The organism is Halorubrum sp. Boch-26, assembly GCF_029889805.1.
Classification (GTDB): domain Archaea; phylum Halobacteriota; class Halobacteria; order Halobacteriales; family Haloferacaceae; genus Halorubrum.
Genome location: NZ_JARANT010000002.1, coordinates 1 through 19,506, shown reverse-complemented (window position 1 = coordinate 19,506; position 19,506 = coordinate 1). Strand labels below are relative to the sequence as shown.

Genomic DNA, 19,506 nt, shown 5'->3' with positions numbered 1-19,506 from the left:
GACCCCTATCTGTGCTGACGTTTATAGGGGAAGGCGTCACCAGTATGACGTAAGAGAATGAGCATGGACATCGGCTTCCACGTGCACTCGGAGGACGCCGTCGAGCGACATGGGACGTTCGACGATGAGATGAGCGTCGTCGAGTTCCTCCGCCGCGTCAAGCGGATGGACAGTCTCCCGTATGACGTTACTGTCTACGGCCTCGGAGACTTCATCCGTAGTGCGAATAACCCGCATGATGCGTGCGACTACGTCCACAATCTGCTCCGAGACCACGTCAATTTCCTGCTCGCAGAGAACCCCCGAGTCCAATTTGTGGTCGATGATCTCGAATACTGGGACGAACCCGTATTCCGCGATGGAGACGACGAGGTTCCGCTACGGACTATTTTCCACGGGATTGAGCAGGAAGGGTCGGGTTGGTACTACAGCAACATCAACGTTCAGTCGTAGGGTTCGACCGGCCTGATCGGCGCACACTGCGTAGCGACTATCGCGGGACTACGGGACTATTTTCGGTCGCCGTCGACGAGGCGGGCGGCTTCGCGAACTTCCGGGAGACGGCGACGAAGACGAACTCGCTCGTCGATCGGCTGAAGGCGATCGAGTTGCCGGACGTCGACGGTGTGGCCGACGACCTGGAGAACTATCTGGAGACGAAGGAGCGCGCCGAGGAGCTCGACGCCAAGATCGAGCAGACGGACCGGCTTATCGACGAGATCGTCTACGAGCTGTACGGGTTGACCGAAGAAGAGACCGAAATCGTTGAGGAGGCGGTCGGCGACGACTGATCGGAAGATCTACGACCGATAGCCAATGAGAGAGGCGGGAGCGATCGAGGAGGGCTACTCGGACTTATTAAAAGATGAGCGTGTGGACATTCTATGGTCTATATGTGATATTTGAAACTACTGTCTAAAACGCGATATAATTAAACCGTTCTGATCGTATTATAAGACATGCCAATTGATACTAACTCCGATATTTGGAAGGAGTCAGGATCAGACGACCCGCTCCGAGTACACATAACCGAGCTATTATCCAATAACAGTGAGGAGGCATTTTCGATAAAAGAGATAGATGAGTACTTGATAGAGAACTATCAGCATCTGTATCCCACAGACCTAACAGGCGAGGATTCTATTACAGGTGCTACAGCGGCAAGACAGTCCATAGTTTCTAATATACTTCTAAACAGGTATTGGCATGCTGAGGTGAGGTTCAATTATATCTCTGGAGAGGGACAAATTGACTCCGGCCTCTACTTTACTTGGGAGGGTGGAGGAATATACCCTATTGCGGAGATCGACGATGTGACCGATGTGGGTTCCGACTCACCGCACATGACTCTTGAAAGCCGTTTCCGGCAGGTTGAAGCAGATCTTAATGAGGAGGTATCTGAACTGGAGGACCGGCTTGATTACTTAGAGTATCAAGTCCACCGTGAGTAAGGAGTCTCTGAACTCTGGTAGAGGAGGATAGGTAGCTCGAACCGCAAGACAAGGTCGTCGACGACGTGGCCGACGACTTGGAGAACTACCTGGAGACGAAGGAGCGTGCCGAGGAGCTCGACGCCAAGATCGAGCAGACGGACCGGCTTATCGACGAGATCGTCTACGAGCTGTACGGGGTGACTGAGGACGAGATCGAGATCGTCGAAGAAGCAATCGGAAATAGGGTGGACTGACTACAGTAATCTTCTCGCGGCATTTGCATACTCTGAGTATCTATCACGCCATATACTTACATTTAGAATACTTCTAACCGATAAATGAACAAACAGTACCTCAACACATCCTCAGAAAGGACTCGAACAAGAGTCGAGAAATTGGCTACTTTTGTTGAATCTGAAGAGACTACAAGTAACAAACTCACGCATTCTCCAATCTATAGAGTGTTAGCTTATTACGAACACCCAGCTGTAGGCAACTTTTTGAATGACTGGAATACGGGTTCCTATGATGAACACACTATCGCATTTGAGTTTCCATTATGTTTAATACATCTATTAGAAACCTATCGTATACACGACGAAATCCCCAATAAAAAAGAATTACGCCCTTTCACAGAGATTATGGAGAATAACCAGACGGTTAATGGGAACTTCCATTTGTCTGATGTAGACCTGTCACCCCTATGGATTCTATCTATACTCAAACCAGAATCAGCAGTCGTGCAAAATGCAGTCTCTCATTTTGTATCTAATGATCGGGATGAAAAATTTAATTTTGGTTCTACATTCACAAATGTTGCTGTGGGAATATTAGGACTTTGTGAGTTCGATATCTATACATACAACGAGGAAATCGACAGGATGGCCGAAGAAATGCTAAACGCTCTACAGACAAATACCGATGCAGCTAGAGATGCGATCTCGTTTGATAACTATTCTGCCACATGGCCAATATTTGAGGCTCTATCAAAAGCTCCGCAAAACTTTGATTCCGAAATTGAGAAATTATTACCAGATCTTGGAGTTGTAAGTGGTGATCCTGATTTTGGTGAAATGCGTCCAAAGAAGATTGCTGACCAAGTTTTATCTCTTATTGCAATTGGAGAGGGTCCAAAAGAATCTGTTTTTAAGTCCAACTGGAAAAGTGAAAAACAGGCACAGCGTCATGAGAATATCAGACCAAAATTTATCCAAACAGTGCCGATCTCTCCTTCTGCAGAGTATGCTGCAGAAATTCAAGATTCAGCAGAAAGCCTGATAACAAGCGCGAACAGCATTCTACGGGTTGATTCATTGTATATCGACATGTTATTTGATCAAATAATCGATCGAATCGTTACTAATCCAGACTTAGAAGTTCGAGTTCTGACTAGAGGAAGGAACGTGAAGGGAAACCGTCAGGGGATAAAAAAAGACGTGCTAAACGATTTGATTGAAGCAACAGAAGGAAACGTCAAAGAACACCACCGTCTACATTCTAGATTAGTCATTGCAGATGACCACAAACTAATAGTCTCTTCAGCAGACTTAACGCGGGATCAGCTCCGCGATGAGTTTAATGCTGGAATTCTAACTCAAGACCCAGAAACAATAAATGATGCAATTGAATTCTTTGATCGAATCTGGGAAGATGCAGATCGCGTTGAACACACCTAACACGGAACAGCGCTCAGTCACGCGACCTGTACATAGCGCTCCCGCTACATCGACACCGAACTCTCACGCTGCTGCGTCTGCGTCTTCGGCAAGCCGCTCAGACGTGTTCGTCGATCTGTGCCGTCTAGGAGACATACGGGCGTATTCAGTCGCCTCCATTCGACGCTTCGAAGATGTAGTCGACTACCTAGAAATGAAGAAGCGCACGGTAGTCAGTGTGACCACGTGATTTTAACATGTAGCGAACGAAGGTACAGCCACGATGAGTTACCAGAGCCAGCGCTCTCCGAAACAGCAGCTCTCGCATTTTGCGAGCTACTTCCCACGAGCTGCCTTCGGAAACCTGATGGCTCTGCTGGTCTCTGCGTTATTCTTCGGACCTTATCTAGCAGATGCTGGTGTATTCGCGGAAATCACGGAAACGATCGGTGCTACAACCTACGTTCCTTACTTCGTGGCATCTTGGATGGGATTGACTATTTACAACACCTCGTTAAACGCTACTGAGAGTGAAGAGGAGGTGGATGAGGAATCCGACCTGAGTAATGAAGCCGAGGCAGAGAAGGAAGGTCTGGTTCAGAAATTCGACGAAATAATGTCTGACCTCTTTAGCACATATGCGACTCTCACCTACCTTGGAATAACCATGACTGTTGCGGCGCTCAGCGCTGCGTACGTGACAATTCACATCGCACCTGCGTTCGGGATTCTTGTCGCAATCGGTCTGCCATCCATAGAAGGCAAACTAACCGGAAGCCCACTCTGGTTCCTGAGTCCGTCGACACTCCTCGCATTCCCGGCGTTCATAGTGCTGATGCCCATCACTCTGATGACAACAGCCGTGTTGTTGATCCTGGATCTGATCACAACACTTTCGCAAACACTGAGACGTGTGCTTGAGAAGGTTCTGAAGGGACTACTCAGCCTATTCAGCCTTCCGAAGATGGACATCCCAGTTTTCGATCCTTTCCGTCGGACATTCAATCGTCGTTAGGATCGCTAAGAGTGGCACACCACCACTGGTTGAAGAACAGAGCATAGCCGCCACCGATAGTTCCCAGACCAGTACTGACAATTTGTAGTGTCGACATCTCGTAGTACCAGAGAATCGGACAAACAACGGTAGCGGCAACGATTCCGGGGATTGCGATGTGGAGTTCGTGAACTACCTTGACGAGTTGTACCAGTGGAGATCCAGTATCCTGTTCATAGTCCCAATTCTCTCGAATCCACTCCTTGGAGTATTTTTGAATATCGTCATCGGACATTGTCAGAACCCTGCCCACCAATCGGGCCTCGTCGCGTGCGGCGGCCGCGGATTCGGAACCGGAACGTCGAGGCTCGGATCGGCGTCTTCACTGAGAAACAGCTCGCCCCATGTCGTAACCGACCAGTAGGTCTCGAAGCGGCCGTCGACGATCTCATGTTCGTATTGATCGACGAGCTCGGCGTCAGCTAACACTTTACACCGTTCAGTCACCCGATCTTGGCTTATACGACCGCGTATATCGAACGCGATCTCCCAAGCGTCGGCATCGCCATCGTCAACGAGCCGTTCTAGGATCCGCTCATCGAGACCACCCATCCACGGAACGGAGTCGCGCATTCAGGTGGTGCCTCCGTTTGAGGTCTCACCGTTGGTGGGATCTTGAGACTCAACAGCGTCGCTGTCGTCATCGATGTAGGTCCAATTCTCGGTATCGAGCCGACCGTCGAGATAGGCTTCACCGTCGTCGGTGATCATGTAGATTCCATTTCCGAGATCTTTGACGAGTCCCTTTTCAGCTAGCTTCTTGCATCGTCGGTGGACCTGAACACGCGAATATCGAATCGGCCCCTCCTTCTTCATTTTCGTTGGAGAACCAGATTCGTGTTCAGAGAGATACTCTAGAATACGATCGTCAGCAGCAGACATCCACTCTCCCGCATATCTCATATAATACACTGTCGCACCCGTATTTAATATAAGACCGAATAGTATCTCTAAACACTACCAGTACATTCAAGTAACGAGAGTATTCATATGTATCCACGGAGCCCGAGTGACGAACCCTCGGCTAGTGAGAAAATGTAGGATCCCGGTCGCGGCGTCTGTAGCGCCCGACCGGGTCGGGTTCTGTGCTGAAACCACAGAACCATGCCAACGAAGGCAACTGCGGGGCTTAAGCCCTGCGCGACGACCGAGGAACCGATCGAAAACACCGGCGGTTGCGGGCTGTGCGAGGCGTCGGCGGACGGCTACGACGCCGCGTACGGCGGGGCGCTCTGCGCGGAGTGCGCGGACGCGTTCGGCGCGCTCCAGAGCGACGTGCGGGAGGTGCGTGATGAGTAGCGCGGCGGACGGCGAGACGCCCGCGGTCAACGGGACGGGCGCTGTCGCCGATCTCACCGCGTTCCAGCGGGACATTCTACGGCTCCTCGAACGCGAGGACCACCAGAAGGGGACCTCGATCAGAGCCGGACTCGAAGAGTACTACGGGATCGACGTGAACCACGGCCGGCTCTACCCCAACCTCGACCAGCTCGTCGACCGCGGGCTCGTCGAGAAGGAGACGCGCGACCGCCGGACGAACGATTACGCGCTCACGGACGCCGCTCGCGACGCGCTCGACCGCCGCGATCGGTGGGTCGCCGGAGGTGACGAATGAGGTTCACCCGTATCGCGGACGGCGAGTCGACCGCCTACACGGTCGGCGTCGAGCGACTCGATCCCGACGCCGACTCGGAGCTGGAGCCCGCGGGCTACCACTCGCCGCAACTGCTCTACGCGGTGATGACGCCCGGCGCGGTCGTCGCCGACTACGACCGCCACCGGCTCGCTCGGAACCTCCCGGGTGACGCCGGCTGGGCCGTCGACGCGCTCCGCGATCTCGACTACGACGAGTTGGCGGGCTCCGAAACCGACGCCCCGGAGGCTGAAGCGTGAGCCGGCGCGTCGAGGTCGAACTCCGCGTGGAGAGTCACGTCTTCCGCGAGGAGGTCGACGTGAGCGTCGTCGCGACCGACGACGCCGCGGTCGACATCGCCCGCCGACAGGCGGGAATCGCCCCCGAAGCCTTCGAGACGGGCGAGGTGGTCCCGTGAGCGGGACGCTCTGGCGCTGCGGTCGCTGTGACCGCCTCGTCGACGGCTTCGTCAACGGCTGCACGTGCCCGTCCTGCGGACGGCGCTACGGGGGCGCCCCCGGCGACGTGGGCTCATGAGCCGGGACGCTCGCGACCCGTCCGAACTCTCGGTCAGGGACGGGATCGACCGGTACCTCCGCCGCCGGCGCGCCGACTCCACAGAGTCGAGCGTCGAGGCGTGGAAGTACCGGCTCAAGCTGTTCCGCGAGTGGGCCGAAGAGGCCCGGATCGAGTCGGTCAGCGAGCTTCGCGGCTACGACTTCGACGACTACTACGAGTTCCGTGCGAGTCAGGTGGCGCCGGTGACGCTGGAGGGCGAGATGTGGACCCTCCGGATGTTCGTCGAGTACTTAGAGCAGCTCGACGCCGTCGAGAGCGGGCTCCACGAGTCGGTGCGCATTCCCGATCTCGATCCTGACGAGCGGTCGAGCGACACAGCGCTCGACAGGGAGCCGGCGCTCGCCTTGCTCGAGTACTACCGCAACTCGGACGCCGAGCGCGCCCGACGACGCCACGCGTTCCTCGAACTCGCGTGGTACACCGGCGCCCGGCAGGGAGCGCTCCGCGGGCTCGACGTCCGCGACCTCTACCTCCGTCTCGACGACGACGAACAGAGCTGGGTGGAGTTCCGTCATCGCCCCGAGACCGGCACGCCGCTGAAAAACAAGATCCGCGGCGAGCGACCGGTCGGCATTCCCGACAGAGTCGCCCGCATTCTCAGCGAGTACGTCGGACAGTATCGCTACGACAGCCGCGATGGCAGCGGCAGACAGCCGTTGCTCGCGAGTGCGAGGGGTCGAGCCGGGGAAGCGACGATCAGAGCGTGGAGCTACCGCGCGACGATTCCCTGCCTCCACGGCACCTGTCCGCACGGCAAGGACCCGGACGCCTGCGAGTGGGTCGACTACCACAAGGCGAGCAAGTGCCCGTCGTCGCGGAGCCCGCACCAGATCCGGACGGGCTCGATCACGTGGCAGTTGAACATCGGGATCCCGCCGGAGGTGGTCGCCGAGCGCGTCAACGCTTCGGTGAAGACGATCGCGGACCACTACGACTGGGCTTCGGAGAAGCAGCGGTGGAAGCGCTACCGCGATCGGATGGAGAATCGCAGTGAGTACGTCGAGAGGCTAGATGCAGCATGATCAACACAACTATGACAACGCAACCCATGTACGTTCGACGGCACAGTGAAACGGCTAGCGACCCGCTTTGGTGGAATCGCGCCCGGCCCGCTTCTTCACCGAACTATTCCGAGTCGTATAGATCGCATGATGGCGAGTCTACCGGCTCTAAATCGGCGCTAATCGCCGAGCGAGTTCGTTCGGTAACTGAACGTGCCCCGAAGCCGTCTGGCATCTGGGCCATATTTGAAACCGTGCGCGTATGAGTGTTATCCCCACAGTGGAGCTGTATCAGTCTCGACGTGAGGATTGATTGCGACAAAATCGATACGTGTGAATATACCACACGAATGCTGGACGAAAATCTGGGCTAAATTGGCTTGTCTTCGTCTGATCCAAATTCTATATCGTCTGCATCCATCCCGAGAGCTTCAATAAATTCGTATCTATAGCTCTGTTGAAATCCTCAGCAACTGATAGAAACTGGTTGCTGAATATAGAGGCAGTAGTACGCACTAGACCCGCTATCGAATCGTCAAAATACGGTGGAGAGATGGACTACAATCTCCATGCGAAACGAGGCAAATTGTTCTCAATAGCAGTCAGGATCGCTCTATCTAACCCAACGATGTCTAGTGATTACAGAGCCTGTTTTACTTATCAAACGACCACTCCACTTTCGACAACCCCTTGATTTCACATGCAACGGCGGATCTCACTGGCCGGTCAAATACATCCTCCGTATGTAGTCTGTTTCTCGTGAGCTACCGAAGTACTGTCAGAACTAGTGTGCTGAATACAGAGGGTCGGCCTTGTTTAGACGCTCTCAAATGGACGGGTCAAGGGTCGTTGCGCTTGATCAGAATCCCTTCGTGAGTACCTCGCGGTGTGGGTTCGTCTGCTGAGTACATGGCGCAAGAGCCGATTCTTGCTGCGTCTAAACAAGGCTCAGAGGTCTATACAGTATCGAATACGACACCGGTAATCTGGACTAGTGCACTACCATCGGGGCATTCGGTCACATCGAATATTCTAGCCGTGTACACCGACAACAGCGAGCTGAAGTCCCTAAGACTGACGAATTGATAGATGAGCGTGGACGCTACTTTCCGGATGCCGAACGGGGCTGAACCGAGAGCGATCAATCAATAAGGGTTGTAACCACAAGTACCCACTAAACCATGTGGTAGGACGAAGGAATGAGTTCTCCACGAGTCCGTCCAGATAGTCGTTGATGCCCTCCGCGATGAGTTGCCGTCGCTTGGCGAGGAACTCCTCGTAGTTCCCAATTCTTCAGAGCCATTCGTCTGGCGGAATAAACGCGGGTTCCAGCGCACCTGGATAATTCTCGCGGACGGTTGGGAGATACTCAGTCGGTCGTGAATCGAATATGTCGAGGTTTCCCGATTGGGTGAGTGGGACACGGTTCGCGATTTCATTCACACGCTTCCTGTCGTGGTGGTTGTTCCTCGAATCGTATCCTGGCCGTTCTAACTGGGCTCGCGGGAAGATATGATGGCTTTGAATTGCGTACCGATCTCCACCGTCACAATCCAAACCTTACAACTGAGTCGGTATGGATAATAAATCTTTACTAATAATCATTAAGTAAAAGAAGACACCTTATAGATCAATGTTCTTTAATGAACAAACCGACCAACCTGAACTGCAATCGGTACCGACACCCGCTGTGGCGACCACCGCAGCGGAGGAGGTGGGCCGATGAGCTCGCCAGACCAGACGTCCGAACAGCTCGCCGATGCCGACATCGACCATGCGACCGAGACGGCACAGGCGTACCTAGAGGAGTTCGAGGATGCGATGCGCCGGGAGGATGCCGCCGCTGCGGCGGAGATGTTCTGTGCGACGAGCTACTGGCGCGACCTGGTCGCGTTCACCTGGAACATCAAGACGGTGGAGAATCCCAGTGGCGTCGAGGACATGCTCGAGGAGACACTCGAGCACATCGGTCCGTCGGGCTTCGAGCTTACCGAGCCGGCGGAAGAGGAGGATGGGATCATCACCGCCTGGTTCACCTTCGAGACCGAGGTGGGTCGTGGTGAGGGTGTCGTCCGGCTGAAAGATGGCGGTGCGTGGACCCTCCTGACCGCACTGACGGAGCTGAAGGGGCATGAGGAGCCCAAGGGCAGAGACCGACCGAGGGGCGCAGAGCAGGTTGCGGACCCAGACCGCAAGACGTGGACAGAGCTCCGTGAGGAGGAGCTGGAGAACCTGGGGTACACCGAGCAGCCACACACCGTGATCATCGGTGGGGGACAGGGCGGCATCGCGCTCGGTGCACGGCTCCGCCAGCTCGGCGTGCCCACGATCATCGTCGAGAAGAACGACCGGCCGGGGGACTCCTGGCGCAACCGGTACAAGGGGCTCGCGCTGCACGACCCCGTCTGGTACGACCACCTCCCGTACATCAAGTTCCCCGACAACTGGCCGGTGTTCTCACCGAAGGACAAGCTCGGCGATTGGCTGGAGATGTACACGCGGGTGATGGAGCTGAACTACTGGTCGAAGACCGAGGCCACCAGTGCACGGTACGACGAGGAGACGGGCACCTGGGAGGTCGAGGTCAACCGCGACGGTGAGGAGCTCGTGCTGCGCCCACAGGAGCTCGTGATGGCGACGGGCATGAGCGGCAAGCCCAACGTGCCCGACCTCTCCGGCGAGGAGCGCTTCAGCGGCGAGGTGCACCACTCATCTGAGCACCCCGGCCCCGAGGGGTATGAGGGCAAGTCCGTGGTAGTGGTGGGCTCGAACAACTCAGCCCACGACATCTGTGAGGGGCTCTGGGGGGTCGGCGCGGACGTGACGATGGTGCAGCGGTCATCGACGCACGTCGTCAAGACGGACTCACTGCTGGAGCACGGACTCGGTGATCTGTACTCCGAGCGGGCCGTCGAGAACGGCATCGACACCCACCGGGCGGACATGATCTTCGCATCCCTCCCGTACCGCATCCTGCATGAGTTCCAGAAGCCCATCTATGACACGATCAGGGAGATCGACGCCGACTTTTACGAGGCGCTCGAGGACGCCGGCTTCATGATCGACTTTGGTCCCGACGACTCGGGGCTGTTCATGAAGTACCTCCGCCGTGGCTCGGGCTACTACATCGACACCGGCGCCAGTCAGCTCATTATCGACGGTGAGGTCGAGGTGGCCCGTGGGCAGGTGACCGAGTTCACCGAGGATGCGATCCTGCTGGAGGATGGCACCGAGCTCCCCGCCGACCTTGTCGTGTACGCCACGGGGTTCGGCTCGATGAACGGATGGGTGGCCGGCCTGGTGGATGAGGAGACGGCGCGGCAGGTGGGGAAGGTCTGGGGGCTCGGCTCAGACACGCCCAAAGACCCCGGACCGTGGGAGGGCGAGCAGCGCAACATGTGGAAGCCGACGCAGGTGGAGCATCTGTGGTTCCACGGTGGCAACCTGCACCAGTCACGCCACTACTCGCTGTATCTGGGGCTGCAGCTGAAGGCACGCTATGAGGAGATCACCACGCCGGTGTACGGCAGGCAGGAGGTCCACCACGAGGGGATCTAGCGGCCGCTCTCCCAGGGACGGTCGCCTGACAGGCGATGCCCCTTCGGAGATCGGATGGCTGGTCGGCATCACCTCAGGTAGTGCTCGCCGTCCGCACTCACCGGCCGAACTGCGCCGCAGGCGGTGTGTCCATCGCAAGCACGTGCGCCCCGACCAGATCCATCTCCACCTCGAGGCGGGCCGCCAGTGAGATCAGCTCCTCACGGGCGGCCCAGCTCACACACGCATCGGCACCGATCCGTTCGTTCGAGCGCTCGCCTTAGCCGCGCTCGTCAAGTTCGGCCGCGACCCCGAACTCCAACGTGTTCGTCGCGAACTCGACCGCGCCGAGAAACTTCCGCATATTGGCTCGTGCGTAGTGCCACATTCGCGCTCTGTATTCAGTAGAACGCTGAGAACATCTCACCGGTTGAGGATTTCAACAGAGCAACTCTACGTAACCTGAAACAAGTTCGCCTAGGTTCGCCGCAACCGAGCGGCCGAGGTCGAGGCCGATGTCTCCCGCGCCGAGTGTGGCCCCGGCGCGGAGTAGTCGTCGTCGAGTCGGTGCGGGTGCTGTCATAGCGAGCAGGGGCGTGTCGCTCAGACCGATACCGGTGCCGGAAGGGGAATAGATATTTCTCGATCTCCAGATATAATTCCGCGAAAATCGATCTGGAAGGCGTCTAGATTGTGGGGGTGGTAGCCGCGGCCGGGTTAGAAGGATAACGTGGTGTCGTGAGCGGCCGCGAGTCGGGGTACCGCGCGTTCGTCGTCCATCGTCGCCCAGTCGACCAGGTCAGCCTCGTCGATGTCGCGGGCGGCACAGCAGTCGCGCAGGGCGACGGCGTCCGCGAGAGCGTCGGCGTCGCGGAGTCGCTCGACAGTCTGCCCGACGGTGGGTAGCCCCGATGCGTCGATGGCGTGGCGGTCGGTGTCGGTCGTCAGGAGGTGGACGGCATCGGCCATAGCCACGATAGACACGTCGTCGCCGTCGGCCAGTGCTCCCTTGGCGGCGACGAAGGGGAGAGCCGCGTCGGCGTCGTCCGGGCCCGCGGTCAACAACAGAAACATGGCTCACCGTTGGCCGGTCGGCTACATATATGCCGCGTCATGCGACGAAGGCCGGTCCCCGCGGATGGTCAGTCCGCGGCGAGCACGTTCGCCTCGGGGAAGACGAAAAACAGCACAAGCACCGAGGTCAACACGATGAAGTAGGGGAAGGCGGCGCGGGCGATTTTGATGTAGTCGATGTCGGTGATACTGCTCATGATGTAGAGGTTGAGACCGTACGGCGGTGTGATGAAGCCGATGGCGTCGCTGATCATGAAGATCACGCCCCACATGAGCGGCGAGATACCGAGGGAGAAAGCGGCAGGCGCCAAGAGCGGCGCGGTGAGGATCATGTTCGGAATCGATGCCAGGATCGACCCGCTCAGGAGCATGACGACGAGCAACGCGACGCCGACGAGAACGGGCGAATCGAGCGCCAGAATGGCGTTCGAGACCAGATCCTGCAGGCTGAGAAAGGAGAGGCTCTGCTGGATCATGATCGACGTGATCAACACCGGAATGATGATGCCGACGAGGTAGACGGTGAGTTGGACGGACTCCGTCACAAACTCAAAATCGTCGATGTTCCCGGAGAGAAACTCAGCTGTGACGACAAAGAGGATGGCGATGGAGGCCGATTCCGAGGGGGTGAACAGGCCGGTGAAGATGCCACCTAGCAGGACGACGATAGTGAGCAGGGAGTTCCGCGCCCGGAACATCGACCGGAAGACGGACGTGAGGCTGAACGAGTAGTCGGACACTCCGTAGTCTCGCTTCCGGGAGATGAGTGTCGCCGTCACGATGAGTCCGCCGAGCATCAGAATACCGGGCAGGATGCCGGCGACGAACAGTTCCGAGACGGAGAGGTTGAACGTGACGCCGTAGAGGATAAAGAGGACGCTCGGCGGGATGATGATGCCCAGAGTGCCGCCAGCAGCGATCGTGGCGGCGCTGAACACGGGGTCGTACCCCTCCTCGTTGAGTTCGTCGGTGAAGGCCTCGCCCACGGACGCCGTCGTCGCGGCGTTCGATCCCGTGATGGCGGAAAAGACGCCAGCAGTGACAAGCGCCGTGTTCGCCGAGCTACCGGGAAGCCACCCCGCGAGCGAGCGGGACATGTTGATGATGTCGCGAGCGATCTGTAACTGGTTGACGAGGGCGCCGACGAGGATGAACAGCGGGACAGCCGTCAGCGGGAACGTCCAGAGCTGATAGTACGAGACGAGTGCCACGTTCCGCAGACTGAAGACGGGGAAGACGAGGGTGAAGCCGATGGCCCACGTCGAGAACACCAGTAGGATCGGTACCCCGACGACGAACAGGACGACGGCGACGAGGGTCAGAACCGAGAGCGCGACGCCCGGAGGGAGGCCGGCAACACCAGCCTGTAGGGGGATCACTCGCCCACCACCTCGCCGTCCGCGTAGGTGATGTCGTCGCCGCGGCGAAAGGCGTACGTCACCCAGAGCATCTGCTCGGCGACACGAAAGAGCACGAGTGCGACGCCGACCGTCACCGCCAGATACGTGATTGCGTCGGGGACCGGCGTGCCCGTGATCGTCCCGCCACGGCTGAGGAAGTCGCCGAAGACAGGGAGGGAGTAGACGAACACGATGCCCGCGAAAGCGAGCCAGCAGAGCCACTCGACACAGTAGACGACGTACCGGCCAGTGTTCGACAGATCGGCGAGTACCATCGTGAACCGCAAGTGGTCCTCGTTGCGAATCACGTACGCCACGGAGAGCCAGGCGACCCAGACGAACATCCCGATGGCACTCTCCTGTGCCCACAGCGCCTGCTCGCCGGTCAGGGTGCGCTGGATGACTGAGAACCCGATCACCAGCCCGTAGGCGACGAGAAGCGTCCCGCCGAGGAAGAGTTCGAGGTTGCGCTCGACGGGACCGAGACGCGTCTCCTGCAGCCGTTCCGGGTCGAGGAGAATCCTGAGATACCGGAAGAGTGTGGTCGACATCGGCGACTTAGATTCGATCCAGATAGTCGTCCCACCAGGCGTCGAGGGTGAAGTTCTTCGACTGGTCGGGCACGCCGCTCTCGCGGGCGATGTCGTGGAGTTGGTCGAAGAACCCGTCCGTGAACTCGTCGTGAACCCGACCGATCGCGTCGTTGTAGAGGTCGCGGTTGTCGGCCGGATTGACGGGTGCCCGCCACGCGTCGAGATCCTCTTCGCTCAGCCAGTTGACCTGCACCGGTTCGTCGTCGGGGCCCTGTGTGTGGAAGTTCGAGCCCTCGACCGGTGCGTCGGGGCTGAGCCCCTGGAAGCGCTCGTACATCCGATCGGTGCGCTGGATGCTCTGCTCGGCGAGGTCGGCCGTGACCTCCGCGAACGCCGTCCGTTCGGCCTCCGAGAGGCCCTTGAGGAAGTCGACGCGACACCAGATGGGGTCGAGACCGGGTGCCCACTGGGTCAGCGTCACCTGCGCGGTAATCGACGTGATCTGGGCCGCGACGGCGTAGGGCGTGATGATCTCTAGGCCGTCGACGACGCCCGACTTCATCCCTTGGAGCGTGTCGGAGAAGGAAATGGTGGTCGGGTTCATTCCGAGTTCGTCGAATGCCGTTGAGATGACCTCGCTCTGGGTGGTGCGGATCTTTCGATTCTCGAAATCGGCGGGCGAGGTGACCGGGGTGCCGGGGTCGCTGCCCGTACCGATGAGGTGCGCGCGGTAGCCCGGCGGATCGAAGCCGATCGGGACGACGTTGTACTTCTTCGCGAAGGGCACCCAGTAGTCCTCCCATGTGGTCGGGTGGACGAAACTGTAGCCGATGGAGGCCCGCTGGTGGACAGGGAACGTGTACGGGATGCTCCAGATTTCGTTCTCCGGCCATATTTTCGCGGAGTTGGCGACCGAACTGCTACCCAACTGAATCACCTTCGAGTCGAGCTTCGACATGCAGGACTGCTCGCTGCAGAGTTCCTTGCTGTCGACGAGGGCCATGTCCGGGGCATCTTCTCGCGCGTCGAGTCGCCGCTTGAGCTCGAAGACGGGATAGACGAGTCCACAGCCCTCCGACCCTTCGGACTGGTTCTCGTCGAAGTCCCAGCACGTCGTATCGGGGTTCTGAGTGCCGGCCCAGCGGGCTGTGGCACCGGCGCCACTACTGGTCGTGTCGGTGCCGCTAGCCGCGCCGCCCAGACAGCCGGAGAACCCGGCAGCGAGGGCGCCGATCGAAGCCGTCCTGAGGAGGTCGCGTCTGGAGTGGCCGGTCAATGCGTCGCGTCCGTCAGTGTGTTCGTCTCTCATGGCGTGTGGGTCGGACGTGATGTTCGCCCGTCGGTCCGGTCGCATCGGCGGCGTATCTGGACCGTGCGTCGAGCATCAATCGTCAGTCGACTACACGTACATGGCTGGGGGTCATTCCTCTGTCTCACCCGACACCATCTTCCGAGACGCGTGACGTGCGGAACAGGAGGTAAATCGGCCAGCATCCGAATATCTTTGCCCATAATATCGAATATGATCGCATATATCGCCGTTTCGACCGACAAACACGGCATACATTCAGCTATCTGCGGCGAAATCGCCGTGCGTTCGCCCTGCGAACGGATGCAATACTTGTCAGTTGTGGAGCGATCGAGCCCACGAGTCAGCGGACGGCCGTATCTTCGCGCTCGAAGCGAGGACTCCACGACAGCCGATATCGCGGCCGATCGGCGAGCGGGCGCGGCGATCGACGACGCAGATACGCGCGCGTGTCGGAGTAGCGCACAGGGGTCCCCCGGGATGCGCGACGCCACGCGCCGGCGTGCGGGGAGGCGCGTCGACGTGTGTACACTTCCACTTTCAGTCCGGGTTCTGAGTACACTTTTGAAGAATATCTGTGTCGATCGGTGCATGACGAAGGTGCAGGAACTCGTCCGCAACGCCGACGGCTCAATTCCCGATCCGGTCGGCTTTGACCCGTTCGATACTGTCGGGATCAAGACGCGTTACGTCGACGACGTGGTGAAGGCGCACACGTTTCCGCTCAATCACATCCACTGTCTCCGCGAACCGAAGTTCTCCAGCCCGCTCAGTCCCGATCTCGACGTGGACGAGTTGGTTGTAACGAGCCGTGAGCCGAGGGAGGAGCGGCAATTTCGCGTTACGATTCCCAACACGGTGACTGATGAGTTCTACGACCAGATGGAGATGTATGAGAACGTGAGCCCGGAGCAGTTTGGGGTCGAGCGGCTCTGTTGAAATCCTCAGCCGATGATCTGTTCTCAGCGCTCTGCTGAATACAGAGCGCGTATCTCGCAACGGACGTCACACCGCAGTTCGCACAGGGACTGATGAGAAATAGTTACGACGGTGAGAATAGCCGGAACGGACGAAAAAGCCGGGCCAGAGCGCGCCGAGTGTTGTCCCTGACGAACGCCCATATCCCGATTTTCGACTCGTCAAGAAGCCACTGACCGCCGTCCCTGTAGACGGTGTCCGCCTGCTTGTGGTAGTCCAGTGCCTCGCGGACACGTGACTCGGTCATGTCACAGGCATCAGCGAGTTCCGGGACCGTCTTCGGGCCGTCCTTCAGTTCCTCGGCAATGAGGTGGCCGACCTGCATCGACAGAAACAGTTCACTGGAGTCGGCGTCGGCCATCCCGTCGTCGCCCGACCGGATGCCTTCCCGGATTGTATAGAGTGCGTCCATCATAAGCCACCCACCGCCGCCGACTCCGACCGCGGTGACAGTCGTGTCCCCCTGCGCCCAATAGGCGACCCCACCGGCAGCTACCGCAACGAGGCCGAGCGCGAGTCGGAAATGGCGTTCATCCAGTCCGGGCAACGGACGCGCGAGTTCGGCAGATTCACCCACGAGCACGACACCCGTGACGATGATAGCCTGCGACCAAGTGAAACCGAACGCGATACCGAACAGTGCGATCAGCCCCACTGCGTAGGCGGCACGACGGACGGGGCTGGTGCCTAGCCGGGAGTTAGTCAGGGACATCATGTGTCAGGAGACGGTCTAATTATTAAAAGAGTCGGGCCACGGTGTCATGATCGGAAACACAATGCGGATGTGTCGTTGCTGACTGTATCCTCTGTATCTCGCACGCCGATCCTATCAGTTCTTAAGGATTTCAACAGAGCCGGGAGAGCGGGAGTAACTGGTCCCGGTACGTCGGGTTCGTCCGACCCATTACTGTACCCTCGGCGTCCTCGAAGCGCGGTCCGAAGGCCGTCTCTTGGCACTGGAGGTGCGTCTTCGCGGACCGGCGGAGCGGCCGCGAGAAGTCGTCCTCGCGGCATCGCGTCACGATGACCGGCACGTCGTGGACGCGAGCGACGCGAGCGACCGACGCGATCGCCCGGACGAACAGCTGCTCTGCGAGTTCGCCGTCGACGTCGGCGGCACGGTACATCCCGTCGAGTCCGGTCGCGACGACGACCGAGGGCGACGCTCGGGCGGCCAGCCGGCCGGCCAGCCGATCGAGGAGCGAGGTGTGCTGGTGGGCCGTGAACCCGCGAGCCACTTCGATGCGGTCGAGCACGCGATCGGCCGGGGCGAGCTCACGGAGGCGAGTCGTGTTCGCGCTGTTCGCGCCGTCGACCCAGAACGCCGGCCCGTCGCTACCGAGCACGCGGTCGAGAAGGAGCGCCTGGACGGGTGTGACACCGAGGTCGTCGTCGACGTCGACGTGCGTGACGCCCGGAGCGAGCTCCGTGAAATCGGGCTAGAAAAGCACAGGATCCAAGAGTTCAGTCAGAAAGACTTGGGACCCAGCCAGTCCTCATTTGAAGAATGGGAGTGGCACTTCAGTCAATTAGACGAATGAACGGTCTACGATCGCATCAATCGAATCTGATTGGAGGCCGTTTCACAGTCTCATGGCTTTGAGATTCAAATCTCGATCAGCGCAAAGACTCGTGGCGAACCCACCCGCCCGTCACTCGACCTTCACGTCGGTCAGGTACCACGCGATAAGCCGCGCCTGCGCCCGGCGGACGATCCCGCTCGCGGTCGACTTGTCCACGCCGACCGCGTCGGCGAGATCCGCCAGCGTACACCCTCGCGGGACCTCGAAGTAACCCTCTCTGAGGCCGGCGGCGAGGAGCTCCTCTTGTCGGCGTGTGAGGAGTCGGTCCGACCGCTTCTTGTTCACTTTCGAGAGGAGTTGGTACTCGATTCCGCTCGCTTCCAGCGTCTTCCGGAGCTGATCGAACTCCCTGCGAGTGCCGGTCAGGTCGAACTCGTAGAACCCGTTCCGCACTTCTATCGGAAACTCGGGCGGGAACCCTCCGGCTTCGACGAAGGCGTAGAGGTCGATGTCGGTCGTCTCGTACGTCGCGAGGAGCCGGTCGTCGGTGCGTTCCAACACCTCGTACGCGTCAATCGCATCGTGTTCGCGAAACGCCGCCGCGACCGACCCGGGAGTCCGAGTCAGCACCTCACCGAGTTCCTTCGCGGTGGCGCCGCTGCGGACGCCGGACAGCAGGCGAAAGGTCGCGTCGGGGAACGCCTCCGACAGGTCGGCGATGTACAGGTCCGGCGGGAGACGAATGCGGAACCGGGCGTCGATCATGCTGGTCACTGCCGCTTCGGGCAGATACCAACATGTTGGGGTTACGCACACATGAATCGCCCGGCAACAGTGTAGTATGAACTCCGAGTCGGCCGCTGCGGCCACGAGCGGACGGACGACGCTGCGGGTAATGGCGCGGACGATCGCCGGGCCGATCGGAGAGCTGCGGCGCCGCGATCCGATTTTGTCCGCCGTGGCCGCGATCAACGCCGTCCTGTTCGGTGCCTTCGCCGTCGGCATCGTCTTGGACCCAATGGTCGTCAACGGGGAACCGGCGTGGCTCAAACCGGCGAAGTTCGCCGGCTCGATCGCGCTCGTGTGCGCGACGCTCGGCTGGCTCGGTGTCCACCTCCCGGTCAACACAGAGTTTCGCCGCCGCGTCTCCCGGGTCGTCGGCGTCGGTCTCCTCCTTGAAATCGTCCTTATCGGCGGACAGGCCGCCCGCGGCGTCGGGTCCCACTTCAATCGGGCGACCGTCCTTGACGTGGCGATCGGGGGAGTCATGGGCGTCACAATCGTCGTCGTCACCGTCGCGATCGCCGCGCTGGCGGTCCGGGCGCGCGGCAACGAGTTCGACGTCCACCCGGCGTTCGCCGCGGGGATCCTTCTCGGAATCGCGTGGTTCGTCGTCGGCGCGTTCGAAGGAGCGGCGATGCTCGCGATCCAGTCTCGGGTCGTCGAGACGGCGGAGCCGACGGTCCCGGTCGTCGGCTGGCAGCTCGTCGGCGACTTCCGCCTGGCGCACTTCGTCGGCCTCCACGCCCTCCAGCTGTTGCCGCTGACTGGCTACCTCGCGGCAGTTGGACACCGTCGGGGCCTCGTCGACCATCCACGACGCGTGGTATTCCTCGTCGCTACCGGATACGTCGCGGTCCTTCTCGGGACCGCTGCCCTCGGCGTCGCCCCGGCCCTCGTTTGACGAGCGATCCCACGAGACGGACCAGTGGGGCTACACGGAGACAGAGTATTTTCCGGCGTTCCGGACCACGGACCTCACGGAGCGGGAAGCGGACCTGATTGAGTACTTTGTGC

24 protein-coding genes and 1 pseudogene are annotated in these 19,506 nt (G+C 59.2%); 15 read left to right on the top strand and 10 right to left on the bottom strand.

Annotated features, from left to right (window positions below; genetic code table 11):
• Positions 1-57: 57 nt before the first annotated feature.
• The 6 genes and pseudogenes from OQF71_RS00490 (at position 58) to OQF71_RS00465 (ending at position 4,103) form a co-directional block, all read left to right on the top strand.
• Positions 58-453, top strand: a complete 396-nt coding sequence (locus OQF71_RS00490) for a hypothetical protein (RefSeq protein WP_280585074.1) — start codon at positions 58-60, stop codon at positions 451-453.
• A gap of 65 nt (positions 454-518) precedes the next feature.
• Positions 519-791 (top strand): annotated as a pseudogene (locus tag OQF71_RS14595) (restriction endonuclease); the annotation flags it as partial.
• Between the two features lie 168 nt (positions 792-959).
• The gene (locus tag OQF71_RS00480) at positions 960-1,451 is read left to right on the top strand and encodes a hypothetical protein (protein ID WP_280585072.1); all 492 of its coding nucleotides are present in this window, start codon (positions 960-962) and stop codon (positions 1,449-1,451) included.
• A gap of 65 nt (positions 1,452-1,516) precedes the next feature.
• Positions 1,517-1,687, top strand: a complete 171-nt coding sequence (locus OQF71_RS00475; RefSeq protein WP_280585071.1) for a restriction endonuclease — start codon at positions 1,517-1,519, stop codon at positions 1,685-1,687.
• A gap of 84 nt (positions 1,688-1,771) precedes the next feature.
• Positions 1,772-3,109, top strand: coding sequence for a phospholipase D-like domain-containing protein (locus tag OQF71_RS00470; protein ID WP_280585070.1), 1,338 nt, complete (start codon positions 1,772-1,774; stop codon positions 3,107-3,109).
• 262 nt (positions 3,110-3,371) lie between these two features.
• Positions 3,372-4,103 (top strand): hypothetical protein, encoded by a 732-nt coding sequence (locus OQF71_RS00465; protein WP_280585069.1) that lies wholly within the window; start codon positions 3,372-3,374, stop codon positions 4,101-4,103.
• Here OQF71_RS00465 and OQF71_RS00460 read toward each other — a convergent pair.
• The 3 genes from OQF71_RS00460 to OQF71_RS00450 are packed head-to-tail and all read right to left on the bottom strand — an operon-like array spanning position 4,090 to position 5,045.
• Complete coding sequence (locus OQF71_RS00460) at positions 4,090-4,377, bottom strand: hypothetical protein (RefSeq protein ID WP_280585068.1); 288 nt, start codon at positions 4,375-4,377, stop codon at positions 4,090-4,092. The two genes, OQF71_RS00465 and OQF71_RS00460, sit on opposite strands and share 14 nt — an antisense overlap.
• Before the next feature lie 2 nt (positions 4,378-4,379).
• Complete coding sequence (locus tag OQF71_RS00455) at positions 4,380-4,715, bottom strand: repressor phrH2 (protein WP_280585067.1); 336 nt, start codon at positions 4,713-4,715, stop codon at positions 4,380-4,382.
• Positions 4,716-5,045 carry a MarR family transcriptional regulator gene (locus OQF71_RS00450; protein WP_280585066.1) on the bottom strand — a complete coding sequence of 110 codons (330 nt, stop codon included), beginning with the start codon at positions 5,043-5,045 and terminating at the stop codon, positions 4,716-4,718.
• A 201-nt stretch (positions 5,046-5,246) separates the two neighbouring features.
• Between OQF71_RS00450 and OQF71_RS00445 the strand changes: the two genes are divergently transcribed.
• The 7 genes from OQF71_RS00445 to OQF71_RS00415 all read left to right on the top strand — a co-directional run bounded on the left by OQF71_RS00445 (position 5,247) and on the right by OQF71_RS00415 (position 10,913).
• Positions 5,247-5,441 (top strand): hypothetical protein, encoded by a 195-nt coding sequence (locus tag OQF71_RS00445; RefSeq protein WP_280585065.1) that lies wholly within the window; start codon positions 5,247-5,249, stop codon positions 5,439-5,441.
• The gene (locus OQF71_RS00440) at positions 5,434-5,757 is read left to right on the top strand and encodes a helix-turn-helix transcriptional regulator (protein ID WP_280585064.1); all 324 of its coding nucleotides are present in this window, start codon (positions 5,434-5,436) and stop codon (positions 5,755-5,757) included. The genes OQF71_RS00445 and OQF71_RS00440 overlap by 8 nt, the downstream gene beginning before the upstream one ends.
• Positions 5,754-6,035, top strand: coding sequence for a hypothetical protein (locus OQF71_RS00435; protein WP_280585062.1), 282 nt, complete (start codon positions 5,754-5,756; stop codon positions 6,033-6,035). The genes OQF71_RS00440 and OQF71_RS00435 overlap by 4 nt, the downstream gene beginning before the upstream one ends.
• Complete coding sequence (locus OQF71_RS00430; RefSeq protein ID WP_280585061.1) at positions 6,032-6,193, top strand: hypothetical protein; 162 nt, start codon at positions 6,032-6,034, stop codon at positions 6,191-6,193. Before OQF71_RS00435 ends, OQF71_RS00430 begins: the two co-directional genes overlap by 4 nt.
• Positions 6,190-6,312: a hypothetical protein gene (locus OQF71_RS00425; protein ID WP_280585060.1), complete on the top strand. Its 123-nt coding sequence runs from the start codon at positions 6,190-6,192 to the stop codon at positions 6,310-6,312. Before OQF71_RS00430 ends, OQF71_RS00425 begins: the two co-directional genes overlap by 4 nt.
• Positions 6,309-7,376, top strand: coding sequence for a site-specific integrase (locus OQF71_RS00420; RefSeq protein WP_280585059.1), 1,068 nt, complete (start codon positions 6,309-6,311; stop codon positions 7,374-7,376). Before OQF71_RS00425 ends, OQF71_RS00420 begins: the two co-directional genes overlap by 4 nt.
• Positions 7,377-9,077: 1,701 nt before the next feature.
• On the top strand, positions 9,078-10,913 hold the full coding sequence (locus tag OQF71_RS00415) for an NAD(P)/FAD-dependent oxidoreductase (protein ID WP_280585058.1): 1,836 nt from the start codon (positions 9,078-9,080) through the stop codon (positions 10,911-10,913).
• 696 nt (positions 10,914-11,609) lie between these two features.
• Here the strand turns inward: OQF71_RS00415 and OQF71_RS00410 are convergent.
• From OQF71_RS00410 to dctP, 4 genes are all read right to left on the bottom strand, one after another.
• Entirely contained in the window at positions 11,610-11,966 is a 357-nt protein-coding gene (locus OQF71_RS00410; RefSeq protein ID WP_280585057.1) for a DsrE family protein, read from the bottom strand.
• 68 nt (positions 11,967-12,034) lie between these two features.
• Positions 12,035-13,345, bottom strand: a complete 1,311-nt coding sequence (locus OQF71_RS00405) for a TRAP transporter large permease (protein ID WP_280585056.1) — start codon at positions 13,343-13,345, stop codon at positions 12,035-12,037.
• Positions 13,342-13,917, bottom strand: a complete 576-nt coding sequence (locus tag OQF71_RS00400; protein WP_280585054.1) for a TRAP transporter small permease subunit — start codon at positions 13,915-13,917, stop codon at positions 13,342-13,344. Before OQF71_RS00400 ends, OQF71_RS00405 begins: the two co-directional genes overlap by 4 nt.
• Before the next feature lie 7 nt (positions 13,918-13,924).
• On the bottom strand, positions 13,925-15,208 hold the full coding sequence (dctP, locus tag OQF71_RS00395; protein WP_280585051.1) for a TRAP transporter substrate-binding protein DctP: 1,284 nt from the start codon (positions 15,206-15,208) through the stop codon (positions 13,925-13,927).
• A gap of 591 nt (positions 15,209-15,799) precedes the next feature.
• Here dctP and OQF71_RS00390 point away from each other — a divergent pair.
• Positions 15,800-16,147 (top strand): hypothetical protein, encoded by a 348-nt coding sequence (locus tag OQF71_RS00390; RefSeq protein ID WP_280585049.1) that lies wholly within the window; start codon positions 15,800-15,802, stop codon positions 16,145-16,147.
• Between the two features lie 103 nt (positions 16,148-16,250).
• Here the strand turns inward: OQF71_RS00390 and OQF71_RS00385 are convergent, their stop codons facing one another.
• From OQF71_RS00385 to OQF71_RS00375, 3 genes are all read right to left on the bottom strand, one after another.
• Positions 16,251-16,901: a hypothetical protein gene (locus OQF71_RS00385; RefSeq protein ID WP_280585047.1), complete on the bottom strand. Its 651-nt coding sequence runs from the start codon at positions 16,899-16,901 to the stop codon at positions 16,251-16,253.
• A 130-nt stretch (positions 16,902-17,031) separates the two neighbouring features.
• Positions 17,032-17,532 (bottom strand): hypothetical protein, encoded by a 501-nt coding sequence (locus tag OQF71_RS00380; RefSeq protein ID WP_280585046.1) that lies wholly within the window; start codon positions 17,530-17,532, stop codon positions 17,032-17,034.
• 306 nt (positions 17,533-17,838) lie between these two features.
• On the bottom strand, positions 17,839-18,474 hold the full coding sequence (locus OQF71_RS00375; RefSeq protein WP_280585045.1) for a helix-turn-helix domain-containing protein: 636 nt from the start codon (positions 18,472-18,474) through the stop codon (positions 17,839-17,841).
• Between the two features lie 76 nt (positions 18,475-18,550).
• On the opposite strand from OQF71_RS00375, the gene OQF71_RS00370 reads away from it, so the two are divergent.
• Entirely contained in the window at positions 18,551-19,393 is an 843-nt protein-coding gene (locus OQF71_RS00370) for a hypothetical protein (protein ID WP_280585044.1), read from the top strand.
• Positions 19,394-19,506: the final 113 nt, after the last annotated feature.